We start from the raw sequence: 13,987 nt of genomic DNA, 5'->3' as shown, positions 1-13,987 counted from the left end.
CCCCAGGCAAGCGCAGCCCCCAGCGGCTTCTTGTAGCCGCTGCCGAAGGCTGCGATCGACCGCGCAGCGGACGCCCGGGAGGCAACCCCCATGCATAACCCCTGCGCCGTGATCCCGGTCTACAACCATGAAGCCGCCGTGCCGACGGTGGTCGACGCCCTGCTCGCCAGCGGCCTGCCCTGCGTGCTGGTGGACGACGCCAGCAGCCCGGCCTGCGCCGCCGTGCTGGAACAGCTGGCCGAGCGCGAACAGGTGTTCCTGGTCAAGCTCGCGGTCAACCAGGGCAAGGGCGGCGCGGTCATGGCCGGGCTGCGCGAAGCCTCGCGCCTGGGTTTCAGCCACGCCCTGCAAGTGGACGCCGACGGTCAGCACGACCTGCGCGATGTGGATAACTTTATCGCCACCTCCCGCACCCACCCCGAAGCGCTGGTCTGCGGTTATCCACAGTACGACGCCAGCGTGCCCAAGGGCCGTTTTTACGCGCGCTACCTGACCCACGTCTGGGTCTGGATCAATACCCTGTCGTTGCAGATCCCCGACTCCATGTGCGGCTTCCGGGTCTACCCCCTGCCGCCCATCCTGGCGCTGATCGACTCGGTGAAGATCGGCCAGCGCATGGATTTCGACACCGATATCCTGGTGCGCCTGTCCTGGCGCAACCAGCCGATGCGCTGGTTGCCGACCCAGGTCCGTTACCCGGCGGATGGCCTTTCGCACTTTCGCCTGTTCCACGACAACCTGCTGATCTCCAGCATGCACGCCCGGCTGTTCTTCGGCATGTTGCTGCGCGCGCCGCTGATCCTCTGGCGACGGTGGCAAGCATGACGGTGCTACACGACAAGCAGGACAAGCAACATTGGGCAGAGCACAAAGAGCGCGGCAGCTTCTGGCTGATGAAGCTCACCGCCTTCGGCGTGCGCGTGCTCGGGCGCCGGGTGTTGAGCCCGGTGCTGTACATCATCGTGTTCTATTTCTTCCTGTTCGGCCGCGGCGCCCGCCACAGCGCCTGGTTGTACCAGCAGCGCCTCGCCGACTGGAGCGGCAAGGCCGAGCTGCGCCCCAGCCACTGGCGGGTATTCAGCCAGTTCATGGCATTCGCCGACTCCCTGCTGGACAAGCTCGACGTGTGGAACGGCAAACTGCGCCTGGAACAGATCGAGATCGTCGACCCGGCCCGGCTGCGCGACCAGTTGCGCGGCACCCGCGGACAGATGCTGGTGGGCGCGCACCTGGGCAACCTGGAAGTCTGCCGCGCCCTGGCCGAGCTAGGCGAAAAGGTCACCATGAACGTGCTGGTGCACACCAAGCACGCTGAGCGTTTCAACCGCCTGCTGGGCGAGGCCGGGGCCACCAACCTGCGGCTGGTCCAGGTCAGCGAGCTGGATCCGGCGGTCATGCTGCAACTGAGCCAGCGCCTGGATCGTGGCGAATGGCTGGCGATTGCCGGCGACCGTGTACCACTGCATGGCGGGCGCAACGTGCGGGTGGATTTCCTCGGCCATCCGGCCCCTTTCCCACAAGGGCCGTGGCTGCTGGCGGGCCTGCTGAAATGCCCGGTCAACCTGCTGCTATGCCTGAAAAACAATGGCCGCTATCGAGTATTCCTCGAACCCTTCACCGAGGCCGTGGCGTGGAAGCGCAGCGACCGCGAACAGGTCATCGCCCAGTGGACTGCCCGCTACGCCGAGCGCCTGGGCCAGTACTGCCTCGAAGCGCCCCAACAATGGTTCAACTTTTACCCTTTCTGGAAGACCGATGACGACGCATCCGCTTGAGCCGGTAACCTTCGGCGAACTCCCTTTGCGCATCGAAGACGTGCTGGCCCTGGCCAACCGTCAGGCGCCGACCCGACTGCAAGGCGACAGCGCATTCCGCCAGCGCATCGCCAAGGGCGCGCAATTCCTCGATTCGCTGCTGGACAAGGAAGGCGTGATCTACGGCGTGACCACCGGCTACGGCGACTCCTGTGTGGTCGCGGTGCCGCTGCAGCACGTCGAGGCGCTGCCCCGTCATCTGTACACCTTCCACGGTTGTGGCCTGGGCAAGCTGCTGGACGCGCAAGCCACCCGCGCGGTGCTGGCGGCGCGCTTGCAGTCGCTGTGCCATGGCGTGTCCGGAGTGCGCGTGGAACTGCTGGAGCGCCTGCAGGCGTTCCTCGAACACGACATCCTGCCGCTGATCCCCGAAGAAGGCTCGGTGGGCGCCAGCGGCGACCTGACGCCGTTGTCCTACGTGGCCGCGACCCTGTCCGGCGAGCGTGAGGTGATGTTCCGCGGCGAGCGCCGGACCTCGGCCGAGGTGCACCGCGAGCTGGGCTGGGAGTCGCTGGTGCTGCGCCCGAAAGAAGCCCTGGCGCTGATGAACGGCACCGCGGTGATGACCGGCCTGGCCTGCCTGGCCTTCGCCCGCGCCGACTACCTGCTGCGACTGGCCACGCGCATCACCGCGCTGAACGTGGTCGCCCTGCAGGGCAACCCGGAGCACTTCGACGAGCGCCTGTTCGCCGCCAAGCCACACCCGGGGCAGATGCAGGTCGCCGCCTGGCTGCGCCAGGACCTGGCCATCGACGCGCCGACCGCGCCGTTGCATCGCCTGCAGGACCGCTACTCGCTGCGTTGCGCGCCCCATGTGCTGGGCGTGCTGGCCGACAGCCTGGGCTGGTTGCGTGGCTTCATCGAGACCGAGCTGAACAGCGCCAACGACAACCCGATCATCGACGCCGAAGCCGAACGCGTGCTGCACGGCGGGCACTTCTACGGCGGGCATATCGCCTTCGCCATGGACAGCCTGAAGAACCTGGTGGCCAACGTCGCCGACCTGCTGGACCGCCAGCTCGCGCTGCTGGTGGACGAGCGCTACAACCACGGCCTGCCGAGCAACCTGTCCGGCGCCCCGGCGGACCGCGCCATGATCAACCACGGCTTCAAGGCGGTGCAGATCGGCACCAGCGCCTGGACCGCCGAAGCGCTGAAAAACACCATGCCGGCCAGCGTGTTCTCGCGCTCCACCGAATGCCATAACCAGGACAAGGTGAGCATGGGCACCATCGCCGCCCGCGATGCGATCCGCGTGCTGGAGCTGACCGAACAGGTCGCCGCCGCTACCCTGCTGGCCGCCAACCAGGGCGTCTGGCTGCGTGGCCGGGCCGAGGATGCACGGCCATTGCCGCCGGCCCTGGCCGCCATGCACCAAGAGCTGGCCAAGGACTTCCCGCCGGTGATCGAGGACCGCGCCCTGGAAGGCGAACTGCGCCTGTGCCTGCAACGCATTGCCGAGCAACACTGGAGGCTGCATGCGTAGTCGGGGCGTGCTGCACGCGGACACTGAGATCCAGGTGCCGTTTTTCGACGTCGACACCATGCATGTGGTCTGGCACGGGCATTACGTGAAGTACCTGGAAGTGGCGCGCTGCGCCCTGCTCGACAAGCTCGGCCACAACTACCAGCAGATGCGCGATTCCGGCTACGCCTGGCCGGTGATCGACCTGCAACTGCGTTATGTGCGCGGCGCGGTGTTCGGGCAGAAGCTCAAGGTCCGCGCCAGCCTGGTGGAGTGGGAAAACCGCCTGAAGATCAACTACCTGATCAGCGACCTGGAAACCGGCGAACGCCTGACCCGCGCCAGCTCGGTGCAGGTGGCGGTGGAGATCGCCAGCCGCGAGATGCAACTGGCCTCGCCCAAGGTGTTCACCGATGCCGTCGAGAGATCGCTGCCATGACGCGTCCGCTTCCTGTAGGAGCGAGCTTGCTCGCGAAAATCGTCAATCCTTACGCACGTTACCTGACACCCCGCGGCGCCCTGCGTTCTTTCGCGAGCAAGCTCGCTCCTACAGTGTTCGTGCTGTTGGGGATGCCGGGCCTGGCCAATGCCTTCGACCTGCAACAGCTCAGCGACCAGCTGGCCAAGCCCGAGGTGATCCACGGCAGCTTCGTCCAGGAGAAACACCTGCGCGCCCTGCCCCAGCCGCTGACCAGCAAGGGCAGCTTCGTCCTGGCGAAAAACCATGGCCTGCTGTGGCTGCTGAAAACACCGCTGCAACAGGACTACCGCATCACCGGCCAAGGCATCGCCCGCCGGGACGGCAGCGGCTGGCAAATGCTGCCGAACAAGAGCGCCGGGGCCGAACAGAACCGCCTGTTCCTCGCCGTGCTGCAAGGCGACAGCAGCGGCCTGCAACGGGACTTCGAGCTGGCCCTGGCCGGCGACGCCAAGGCCTGGAAACTGACCCTGACCCCACGTTCGCTGCTGCTCAAGCAGGTGTTCAACCAGATCAACATCGACGGTGGCGAACTGGTGCAGCGCATCGAGCTGCTGGAAACCCAGGGCGACAGCACCGTGCTGAAAATGCACGACAGCATCAGCAACCAGCCTTTGAGCGACGCGGAGCAACATGACTTTGCCGAGTGAACGCTGGTGGCCGCGGCTGTTCCTGCTCCTGCTGGTGGCCGTGCTGGCCCTGGCCGGCTGGCAATGGCGTCATGGCGCGCCGCTGTCGGCCAACCTCATGGAGCTGGTGCCGGGCACCGACCCCGATGCCCTGGAGCTCAAGGCCGAGCAACGCATGCAGGAGCCGCTGAACCGCGAAATGCTGGTGCTGGTGGGTCACGCCGAGCGCCAGCAGGCCATCGCCATGGCCCAGCGCCTGGGTGAGCAATGGCAGGCCAGCGGGCTGTTCGAGAAGGTCCAGTGGAACCTGCAGGCCGACCTGCCGGCGCTGCGCACGCAATTGCTGCAAGGGCGCCTGGCAATGCTTGGCACCGCCGACCGCCAGCAGTTGATCGAGCACCCCGACGCTTTTATCCAGCAACGCGTCCAAGCGCTGTTCGACCCCTTCAGCGGTTTCAGCCTGGTCCCGAGCCAGGACGACTGGCTGGGCCTGACCGGACGCATCCAGAACAGCCAGCCGCAACGTGGCGCGGTGCAACTGGACATCGGCAGCGGCACCCTGGTCGCCGATGCCGACGGCAAGAGCTGGGTGCTGCTGCGAGCACGCACCACCGGCAACGCCTTCGACATGCAGCTGCCGCTGCAGGTGGCGGCCCTGCTCCAGCACAGCCGCGAACAGGCCGCCGAGGCCGACGCCCATCTGCTGGCCGCCAGCGGCCTGCTCTACGCCGCCAACGGCCAGCAACAGGCCTCCCGCGAGATCACCTGGGTCGGCGGCGGTGCTACCGTCGGCATCCTCCTGCTGCTGTTGCTGGCCTTCCGGCGCTGGCGGGTGTTGCTGGCGTTCGTGCCGGTGCTGGTGGGCATGCTGTTCGGCGCGGTGGCCTGCGTCGCCCTCTTCGGCCATATGCACGTGATGACCCTGGTGCTGGGCTCGAGCCTGATCGGCGTCGCCGTCGACTACCCGCTGCACTACCTGTCCAAGAGCTGGAGCCTGCGCCCCTGGCACAGCTGGCCGGCGCTGCGCCTGACCCTGCCGGGGCTGAGCCTGAGCCTGGCCACCAGTTGCATCGGCTACCTGGCATTGGCCTGGACGCCGTTCCCGGCCCTGACCCAGATCGCCGTGTTCTCCGCCGCCGGGCTGCTGGGTGCTTACCTGAGCGCGGTGTGCCTGTTGCCGGCGCTGCTGCGCGGCGTCGAGCTGCAACCGGCGCAATGGCCGCTGCGGGTGGCCGAGTGGCTGCTGAACCTGCGCACCCAGTTGCTCAAGCGCGTGTCCAGCCCCTGGCTGCTGGCGCTGGTGATCGCCTTCTGCGCCGGTGGCCTGTGGCAGCTGGAGAGCAAAAACGATATCCGCCAGTGGATCGGCGCGCCGCCACAACTGCAGAGCGAAGCCCAGGCCATCGCGCGGATCACCGGCTACCAGCCCACCAGCCAGTTCTTCCTGGTGCGCGGCGCCGATCAGCCACAGCTGCTCGAACGCCTCGGCGCCCTGAGCGAGCGCCTGGAGCAACTGGTCAACCTGGAGAAACTCCAGGGCTACCTGTCGCTCAACCAGCTGGTAAGCCTGCCCAGCGAGCAACAGCGCCTGCGCCAGGCCCTGGACGCGCTGCCGCGGCACTGGCAGCCGCTGCTGGATCTCGGAGTCCCGGTCACGGCCCTGAACGCGGAACTCGCGCAATTGCGCGCGCTGCCCAACGAAGACATCGACAGCGCCCTGCAAGGCCCGCTGGCCGAGCCTTACCGCACCCTGTGGCTGGGCCCCACCGATAACGGTGTGGCGGCCATGGTCAGCCTGCAGGGGCTGAACAACCCGCAGTTGCTGCGGATACAGGCGCAGGATCTGCCGGGGGTACAACTGGTAGACCGCCTGGGCGACCTGAACCAAGTGTTCGCCGCCACCCAGGTCAGCGCCGCCGAGCTCAAGCTCGCTTCCTGCGGGCTGATCGTCTTGCTGCTGATCCTGCCGTTCGGCCTCGGTGGCGCCCTGCGCCTTGTCGCCCTGCCGCTGCTGGCAGCCCTGTGCAGCCTCGCCAGCCTGGGCTGGCTGGGGCAACCGCTGACCCTGTTCAGCCTGTTCGGCCTGTTGCTGGTGACCGCCATCAGCGTCGACTACGCCATCCTCATGCGCGAACAGGTCGGCGGGGCCGCCGTGAGCCTGCTCGGCACCTTACTTGCAGCGCTGACCACCTGGCTGTCGTTCGGCCTGCTGGCGATTTCCAGCACCCCGGCGGTCAGCAACTTCGGCTTGTCGGTGAGCCTGGGCCTGGCCTTCAGTTTTATCCTGGCGCCCTGGGCCGGTCGCCAGCGCCATCGCCAGCCCGTTACGGAGCCCGTCCTGTGATGACCGCCCTGTTCTGGCTCATGGCGCTGCTGCTGTTCGCGCTCGCCACCCGTATCGGCAGCCGTTTCGGCCTGATCCCGATCGTCAGCCAGTTGCTGCTGGCGACCTTCGGCCTGCCGCTGCTGATGCTGTTCTGGATCGAACCGCACTGGCAGCTGAGTGGCGCCCAACTGGTCTCGCCGACCTGGCTGAAGAGCCTCTACGGTTTGAGTTTCGCCCTGCTGCTGGGGCATATCCTCAGCGACGTGATCGACCTGCGCCTGGACCGCCAGAGCCTGAAGATCGCCCTGCCGAGCTTCGCCATTCCCTTCGCCTGCGGCCTGGCCACAGCGATCTGGCTGTTGCCGGCGCAACCCTGGCTAAGCTCCCTGGCGGTCGGCCTGCTGTTCGCCATTACTGCGATTCCGGTGCTGTACCTGTACCTGCGGCACATCGACTACCCGCCGCTGGCCACCCGACGCCTGGTACAGACCGCGATCCTCATCGACCTCAGTTGCTGGACCCTGTTCGGCGTCGCCCAGGGCAGCCTGCACCTGAGCAGCCTGCTGCTACCGCTGGCCGGAGCCTGCCTGCCGCTGCTCCTGCGCGGCCTCGGCCTGCGCCAGCCGCTGCTGCACAGCCTGGGTTTCTTCGGCCTGCTGGTGGTGGCCGAGCACTACAAGCTCAACGCGCTGATTTTCGGCATCGGCTACCTGCTGTGCATGGCCGCCCTCAAGGTGCCGCTGGTGCTGCCGTTAAAGGCAGCCTGGATGAGCCGTTTGCAGACCTTTATCGCCATCCCGCTGATCCTTACGTTCGGCATCGTGCAGATCAACGTGCACAGCGCCATGGACAGCCTCGGCTGGGTGCAACTGGGGGCCTTGCTGCTGTTACCGATTGCCAGCAAGCTGCTCGGCAACTGGCTCGGCCTGGGCTGGGCCGGCGCCTCCTTCAAGGGCGCCAGCCGCTGGCGGGAAAGCCTGCTGCTGAACATTCGCGGGCTGAGCGAGATCGTCTTTCTCAACCTGCTGCTGCAACAACAGCTGATCAGCCCGGCGCTGTACTTCGCGCTGATGCTCATGGGCCTGATCGCCACCCTGATGCCGGCCCTGGCCGGGCTGCACCGAACACCTTTGGTCCCTTTGAACCCGAACATCGCCGAACCGGCAAGGAGCCCCAGTGCCAACAGTTGAAATGGAACGCCGCCAGATTGTGGTGATCGGCGCTGGCCCATCGGGCGCCATCGCCGCCGCGCTGCTCAAGGGCAAAGGCCACGACGTGCTGATCGTCGAGCGCCAGCATTTCCCACGGTTTTCGATCGGTGAAAGCCTGCTGTCCCACTGCCTGGATTTCGTCGAAGAGGCCGGCATGCTCGAGGCGGTCAACGCCGCGGGCTTCCAGCGCAAGAACGGCGCCGCGTTCGCCTGGGGCGAGCGCTACAGCGCTTTTGATTTCGGTGACACCTTCAGCGAGGGCAAGCCCACCACCTTTCAGGTGCAACGCGCCGACTTCGACAAGCTGCTGGCCGATCAGGCCGCCCTGCAAGGCGTTGAAGTGCGTTATGGCGAGGCCATCGTCAGCGCCGACTTCAACCTGGCCAGGCCGCAGTTGCAGGTGCTGCGCGAAGACGGCAGCGAATACCGCGTGGAAGCGGACTTCGTCCTCGACGCCAGCGGCTACGGCCGCGTGCTGCCACGCCTGCTGGACCTGGAGGCGCCCTCGAACTTCCCGGTCCGCCAGGCGGTGTTCACCCACATTGAAGACCGTATCGACAGCCCGGCTTTCGAACGGGAAAAGATCCTCATCACCACTCACCCCAGCAAACGCGATGTGTGGTTCTGGACCATCCCGTTCAGCAACGGCCGCTGCTCGGTCGGCGTGGTGGCGGCCAAGGAGCATTTCGACGGCCGTGGCGACGACCTGGACCAGTGCCTGCGTGGTTTCATCGAGGAAACCCCGAGCCTGGCCAAGGTCCTGCACAACGCCGTCTGGGACACCCCGGCGCGGGCCATCGGCGGCTACTCGGCCAACGTCAAGACCCTGCACGGCCCGGGCTTCGCACTGCTGGGCAACGCCGCGGAATTCCTCGACCCGGTGTTCTCCTCCGGCGTGACCATCGCCATGCGTTCGGCGAGCATGGCCGCCGCCGTGCTGCATCGGCAGTTGCAGGGCGAAAGCGTGGATTGGGAAAGCGAATTCGCCACCCCCCTCAAGCGCGGCGTCGACACCTTCCGCTGCTACGTCGAAGGCTGGTACGCCGGCACCTTCCAGGACGTGATCTACCACCCGGGCAGCTCACCGGAAATTCGCCGGATGATCAGCTCGATCCTCGCCGGTTATGCCTGGGACGAACGCAACCCGTTCGTCAGCGAACCCAAGCGCCGGCTGCGCATGCTCTCGGAAATCTGCGCCATGGAGGCTCCATGAGCGACGCCCAGCCGCAGTACCTGAGCGCCAGCTACGTCGAGGAAACCCGCTTCGGCTTCTGGTTCCTGCGCAGCCATACCTGGCAGCACCATGTGCTGCGGGTGGCGATCAACGACCTGCGCCGCCTGTTCGACAACCAGCCGCCGAGCAACCCGGTGCTGCTGGATGCCGGCTGCGGCCAGGGCAAATCGTTCCAGTACCTGCGCCAGGTGTTCGCCCCGCGGCGCCTGATCGGCCTGGACGCCGACCCGCACAGCCTCAGGCTCAGCAGTGAAGAAGCGGCGCGCCAGGGCTTGCAGGTCGAGCTGATCGGCAGCGACTGCGCGACCCTGGACGTGGCCGATGCCAGCGTCGACCTGCTGTTCTGCCACCAGACCTTTCACCACCTGGTGGAACAGGAAAAGGCCCTGGCCGAGTTCTATCGCGTGCTCAAGCCGGGCGGTTACCTGCTGTTCGCCGAATCCACCGAGGCCTACATCGACACCTGGGTGATCCGCTGGCTGTTCCGCCACCCGATGCATGTGCAGAAAAGCGCCGCGCAGTACCTGGAAATGATCCGTCGACAGGGTTTTGAATTCACCCCGCGCAATGTGTCCTATCCCTATCTGTGGTGGAGCCGTGCCAAGGATTTCGGGCTGCTCGAACGCTTCGGCCTGCGCCGCCCGAAACCCTTTGGCCAACGGGAAGAAACCCTGGTCAATGTGGTCGCCCGCAAACCCCTGCACGAAGGTGCCGCCGGATGATCCGTGCCCTGCTCGTCGGCTGCCTGCTGTTGCTGAACGCCTGCGCCAGCCAGCCGCCGCTGCCCGAGAAAACCCCGAGCCTGGCCCTGCCGCTGCAACTGCACGTCGAGCGGCAACAGGCCGGACAGCGCCAGGACTGGCTGCTGGTGATCCAGGCCGAAGGGCCGGGCATCCGTTGGTCGCTGATCGACCCGCTGGGCATTCCCCTGGCGCGCCAGCAACTGATCGCCGGTCGCTGGCAGGCCGACGGCCTGTTGCCGCCGAACCCGGAGGCCCGCGAACTGTTCGCCGCATTGCTGTTCGCCCTGACGCCCGCGGGCGAACTGCGAGATAATTATCCAGCCGCCCGGCAGCACGGCGCGCAGCGTGACCTCGTCCCGCACTGGCAGGTCCGCTATCGCCAGGCTCTGGATTTCCGTCTGGAGTTGCCTCGTGGCTTGCACTACCACATCAGCCCGCTGACCGCCGAGAACGCCTCATGACGGCCTACCTGAATGCCCTCGGGGTGATCTGTGCCCTTGGGCGCGACAAGCAGCAAGTGGCCCGCAGCCTGTTTGCCGGCGACTGCTCCGGCATGCGCGCCGAAGCCGGCTGGGTGCCGGAGCGCAGCGTGCCCGTCGCCGCCGTCCAGGGGCCGCTGGCGAGCATTCCGCCGCCGCTGAGGCAGCAGGGCAGCCGCAACAACCAGCTGCTGCTGGAGGCCGCCCTGCAGATCCGTGGCGACATCGACCAGGCCATCGCCCGCTACGGCCACAGCCGCATCGGCATCGTCCTCGGCACCAGCACCTCGGGCATCGACGAAGCCAGCCGCGGCATCGCCCATTACCTGCGCGACCGGCACTTCCCGGCCGATTACGACTACCGGCAGCAGGAACTCGGCGCGCCGGCGAATTTTCTCGCCGACTGGCTCGACCTCAGTGGCCCGGCCTATGTGATTTCCACCGCCTGCACCTCCAGCGCCCGGGCGCTGATGAGCGCCCGCCGCCTGCTCGACCTGGGCCTGTGCGACGCGGTGCTGTGCGGTGGCGTCGACAGCCTGTGCAAGCTGACCCTCAACGGTTTCTCGGCCCTGGAGGCGGTGTCCGCGCAGCGCTGCAATCCGTTCTCGGTCAACCGCGACGGCATCAATATCGGCGAAGCCGCCGTGCTGTTCCTGATGAGCAAGGAAACCCTCGGCGCGCAACCGATCGCCTTGCTCGGCGGCGGCGCCAGCTCCGACGCGCACCATATTTCCGCCCCCGAACCCAGTGGCCGCGGCGCCCTGCAAGCCATGCAGAAGGCCTTGCACAACGCCGGCCTGCACGCCGCACAGATCGGCTACCTGAACCTGCATGGCACGGCCACCCAGCACAACGACGCCATGGAAAGCCTGGCGGTCGACCAGTTGTTCCCGGCCGGCGTGCCTTGCTCGTCGACCAAACCCATGAGCGGTCATACCCTGGGCGCCGCCGGGGCCCTGGAAGCGGCGTTCTGCTGGCTGAGCCTGTCCAGCGACAACGCCGCACATGCCCTGCCGCCCCATGTCTGGGACGACCAGGCCGACCCACAACTGCCGCCGCTGCATTGGGTCACCGCCACCACACGTCTGGAGCAGAACGCTCCGCGCTGCCTGATGAGCAACTCCTTTGCCTTCGGCGGCAACAACGTCAGCCTGATTATCGGAGACGCCCCATGATTGACTGGCCGCTCGCCGAACTGCTGCCCCACGCGGGCGACATGATCCTGATCGATCAGGTCCTGGGGTTCGATGAAGAGCAGATCCGCACCCGCCTCACCGTCAAGCCCGATGGCCTGTTCAACCGTGCCGACGGCAGCCTGCCGGCCTGGGTCGGCATCGAACTGATGGCCCAGAGCGTCGCCGCCTACGCCGGTTGCCATGCGCGCCAGAAAGGCCAGGCTGTCGAGCTGGGGTTCCTGCTCGGCACGCGCAAGTTCGAATGCAATGTGGAACACTTCCCCGCCGGCAGCGAACTGCAGATTCACGCCTTGCGCTCCCTGCAAGACGACAACGGCATGGGCATATTCGAATGCCACCTGAGTGCCCCCGGCATTCAGGCCGTCGCCCGCCTCAACGTGTTCTGTCCGCCACAGGCGGACAGCTACCTGAACGAATCACCCGCTTTATCAACAGGAGTCCAGCCATGACTGAATCCATATTGGTCACCGGCTCCAGCCGCGGTATCGGCCGTGCCATCGCCCTGCGCCTGGCCCAGGCCGGCTATGACCTGATCCTGCATTGCCGCAGTGGCCGCGGCGAAGCCGAGGCCGTGCAGGCCGAAGTCGAGGCCCTGGGGCGCCAGGCGCGCATCCTGCAATTCGATGTGACCGACCGCGCCAGCTGCAAGGCCGCTCTCGAAGCCGACGTGGAAGCCCATGGCGCCTACTACGGCGTGGTGCTCAACGCCGGTCTGACCCGCGACGGCGCGTTCCCGGCCCTGAGCGAAGACGACTGGGACACCGTGCTGCGTACCAACCTCGACGGTTTCTATAACGTGCTGCACCCGCTGATCATGCCGATGATCCGGCGCCGCGCAGCCGGGCGCATCGTCTGCATCGCCTCGGTGTCCGGGCAGGTCGGCAACCGTGGCCAGGTCAACTACAGCGCTTCCAAGGCCGGCCTGATCGGCGCGGCCAAGGCCCTGGCCATCGAGCTGGGCAAACGCAAGATCACCGTCAACTGCGTGGCGCCAGGCTTGATCGACACCGCCATGCTCGACGAGAACGTGCCAGTGGACGAGCTGCTGAAGATGATCCCGGCCCAGCGCATGGGCACCCCGGAGGAAGTCGCCGGCGCGGTGAACTTCCTGATGTCCGCCGAGGCCGCCTACATCACCCGCCAGGTGCTGGCGGTCAACGGAGGCCTGGTCTGATGAAACGTGTGGTCGTCACCGGCATGGCCGGCATCACTTCGCTGGGCAGCGACTGGGACACCATCGTCGCCAACTTCGGCGCCAACCGCAGCGGCATTCGCCGGATGGACGAATGGGATCGCTTCAGTGAGCTCAATACCCGCCTGGCCGGCCCCGTGGACGACTTCAAGGTACCGGCGCACTGGACCCGCAAGCAGCTGCGCAGCATGGGCCGGGTGTCGCGGCTCGCGGTGGGGGCCGCCGAGCAAGCCCTGGCCGATGCCGGTCTGCTGGGCGACGAGTCGATCAAGGATGGGCGCATGGGCGTGGCCTGTGGCTCGTCCACCGGCAGCACCGACGAGATCAAGGCGTTCGGCAACATGTTGCTGAACTCGGTGGCCGAAGGCCTCAACGCCAACTCCTACGTGCGCATGATGCCGCACACCACCGCGGCCAATATCAGCATCTTCTTCGGCCTCACCGGCCGGCTGATCCCGACGTCCAGCGCCTGCACCAGCGGCAGCCAGGGCATCGGCTACGCCTATGAGGCGATCAAGTTCGGCCGCCTGCCGCTGATGCTCGCCGGCGGCGCCGAAGAGCTGTGCCCGACCGAAGCCATGGTGTTCGACGCGCTCTACGCCACCAGCCTGAAAAACGATGCCCCGCACACCAGCCCGCGGCCCTACGACAGCGACCGCGACGGCCTGGTGATCGGCGAGGGCGGCGGCATGCTGGTGCTCGAAGAGCTGGAGCACGCCCTGGCCCGTGGCGCGCATATCCATGCCGAGATCGTCGGCTTCGGCAGCAACGCCGATGGCCAGCACACCACCCGTCCGGAGCAGGCCACCATGCGCCGGGCCATGGAGCTGGCCCTGGAAGACGCCGGCCTCGAGCCTTCGGCCATCGGTTACGTCAACGGCCACGGCACCGCTACAGAACAGGGCGACATTGCCGAAACACTGGCCACCAGCAGCCTGTTCGGCAGCCGGATGCCCATCAGTTCGCAGAAGAGTTTCCTCGGCCACACCCTGGGAGCCTGTGGCGCGCTGGAGTCCTGGTTCAGCATCGAGATGCTCAACCGCGACCTCTACGTGCACACCCTCAACCTCGACACGGTGGATCCGCGTTGCGGCGAGCTGGATTACCTGCGCGGCGAATTCCGGCAGATGAGCTGCGAATACGTGATGAACAACAACTTTGCCTTTGGCGGCGTCAACACTTCGCTGATTTTCCGCCGCGAGCCTCAATGACGTTACCCC

Annotated in this window: 14 protein-coding genes; all 14 read left to right on the top strand. The window is 66.7% G+C overall.

The genetic code is table 11. The annotated features are described in order from the left end of the window. Nucleotides 1–90 precede the first annotated feature (90 nt). From AC07PQ_RS13835 to AC07PQ_RS13770, 14 genes are read left to right on the top strand one after another with little or no spacing between them, the layout of a single operon-like run. On the top strand, nt 91–825 hold the full coding sequence (locus tag AC07PQ_RS13835; protein WP_493185713.1) for a glycosyltransferase family 2 protein: 735 nt from the start codon (nt 91–93) through the stop codon (nt 823–825). Then, nucleotides 822–1,775: a lysophospholipid acyltransferase family protein gene (locus AC07PQ_RS13830; RefSeq protein ID WP_493185712.1), complete on the top strand. Its 954-nt coding sequence runs from the start codon at nt 822–824 to the stop codon at nt 1,773–1,775. Before AC07PQ_RS13835 ends, AC07PQ_RS13830 begins: the two co-directional genes overlap by 4 nt. Then, a complete protein-coding gene (locus AC07PQ_RS13825; RefSeq protein ID WP_493185711.1) occupies nt 1,756–3,300 on the top strand; it encodes an HAL/PAL/TAL family ammonia-lyase in 1,545 nt (514 codons plus the stop codon). Before AC07PQ_RS13830 ends, AC07PQ_RS13825 begins: the two co-directional genes overlap by 20 nt. Further along, nucleotides 3,293–3,718 (top strand): acyl-CoA thioesterase, encoded by a 426-nt coding sequence (locus tag AC07PQ_RS13820; protein WP_102678356.1) that lies wholly within the window; start codon nt 3,293–3,295, stop codon nt 3,716–3,718. The genes AC07PQ_RS13825 and AC07PQ_RS13820 overlap by 8 nt, the downstream gene beginning before the upstream one ends. Continuing rightward, nucleotides 3,715–4,407, top strand: a complete 693-nt coding sequence (locus AC07PQ_RS13815; protein ID WP_492571395.1) for an outer membrane lipoprotein carrier protein LolA — start codon at nt 3,715–3,717, stop codon at nt 4,405–4,407. Before AC07PQ_RS13820 ends, AC07PQ_RS13815 begins: the two co-directional genes overlap by 4 nt. After that, the gene (locus AC07PQ_RS13810; protein ID WP_493185710.1) at nt 4,391–6,730 is read left to right on the top strand and encodes an MMPL family transporter; all 2,340 of its coding nucleotides are present in this window, start codon (nt 4,391–4,393) and stop codon (nt 6,728–6,730) included. The genes AC07PQ_RS13815 and AC07PQ_RS13810 overlap by 17 nt, the downstream gene beginning before the upstream one ends. Continuing rightward, nucleotides 6,727–7,902 (top strand): cation:proton antiporter, encoded by a 1,176-nt coding sequence (locus tag AC07PQ_RS13805; protein ID WP_493185709.1) that lies wholly within the window; start codon nt 6,727–6,729, stop codon nt 7,900–7,902. The genes AC07PQ_RS13810 and AC07PQ_RS13805 overlap by 4 nt, the downstream gene beginning before the upstream one ends. After that, a complete protein-coding gene (locus AC07PQ_RS13800; protein ID WP_007925815.1) occupies nt 7,889–9,136 on the top strand; it encodes an NAD(P)/FAD-dependent oxidoreductase in 1,248 nt (415 codons plus the stop codon). Before AC07PQ_RS13805 ends, AC07PQ_RS13800 begins: the two co-directional genes overlap by 14 nt. After that, nucleotides 9,133–9,879 carry a class I SAM-dependent methyltransferase gene (locus AC07PQ_RS13795; RefSeq protein ID WP_150048607.1) on the top strand — a complete coding sequence of 249 codons (747 nt, stop codon included), beginning with the start codon at nt 9,133–9,135 and terminating at the stop codon, nt 9,877–9,879. Before AC07PQ_RS13800 ends, AC07PQ_RS13795 begins: the two co-directional genes overlap by 4 nt. Then, entirely contained in the window at nt 9,876–10,361 is a 486-nt protein-coding gene (locus AC07PQ_RS13790; protein WP_493185708.1) for a hypothetical protein, read from the top strand. The genes AC07PQ_RS13795 and AC07PQ_RS13790 overlap by 4 nt, the downstream gene beginning before the upstream one ends. Further along, complete coding sequence (locus AC07PQ_RS13785) at nt 10,358–11,554, top strand: beta-ketoacyl-[acyl-carrier-protein] synthase family protein (protein WP_493185707.1); 1,197 nt, start codon at nt 10,358–10,360, stop codon at nt 11,552–11,554. Before AC07PQ_RS13790 ends, AC07PQ_RS13785 begins: the two co-directional genes overlap by 4 nt. Continuing rightward, complete coding sequence (locus AC07PQ_RS13780; protein ID WP_087089791.1) at nt 11,551–12,024, top strand: hotdog family protein; 474 nt, start codon at nt 11,551–11,553, stop codon at nt 12,022–12,024. Before AC07PQ_RS13785 ends, AC07PQ_RS13780 begins: the two co-directional genes overlap by 4 nt. Continuing rightward, nucleotides 12,021–12,749 carry a 3-oxoacyl-ACP reductase FabG gene (gene fabG, locus AC07PQ_RS13775; RefSeq protein ID WP_007925825.1) on the top strand — a complete coding sequence of 243 codons (729 nt, stop codon included), beginning with the start codon at nt 12,021–12,023 and terminating at the stop codon, nt 12,747–12,749. The genes AC07PQ_RS13780 and fabG overlap by 4 nt, the downstream gene beginning before the upstream one ends. Continuing rightward, nucleotides 12,749–13,978: a beta-ketoacyl-ACP synthase gene (locus tag AC07PQ_RS13770; protein ID WP_493185706.1), complete on the top strand. Its 1,230-nt coding sequence runs from the start codon at nt 12,749–12,751 to the stop codon at nt 13,976–13,978. Before fabG ends, AC07PQ_RS13770 begins: the two co-directional genes overlap by 1 nt. Nucleotides 13,979–13,987: the final 9 nt, after the last annotated feature.

This window comes from Pseudomonas sp. GW821-FHT09E12 (genome assembly GCF_059416085.1).
This window is presented reverse-complemented; position numbering and strand designations above follow the sequence as displayed.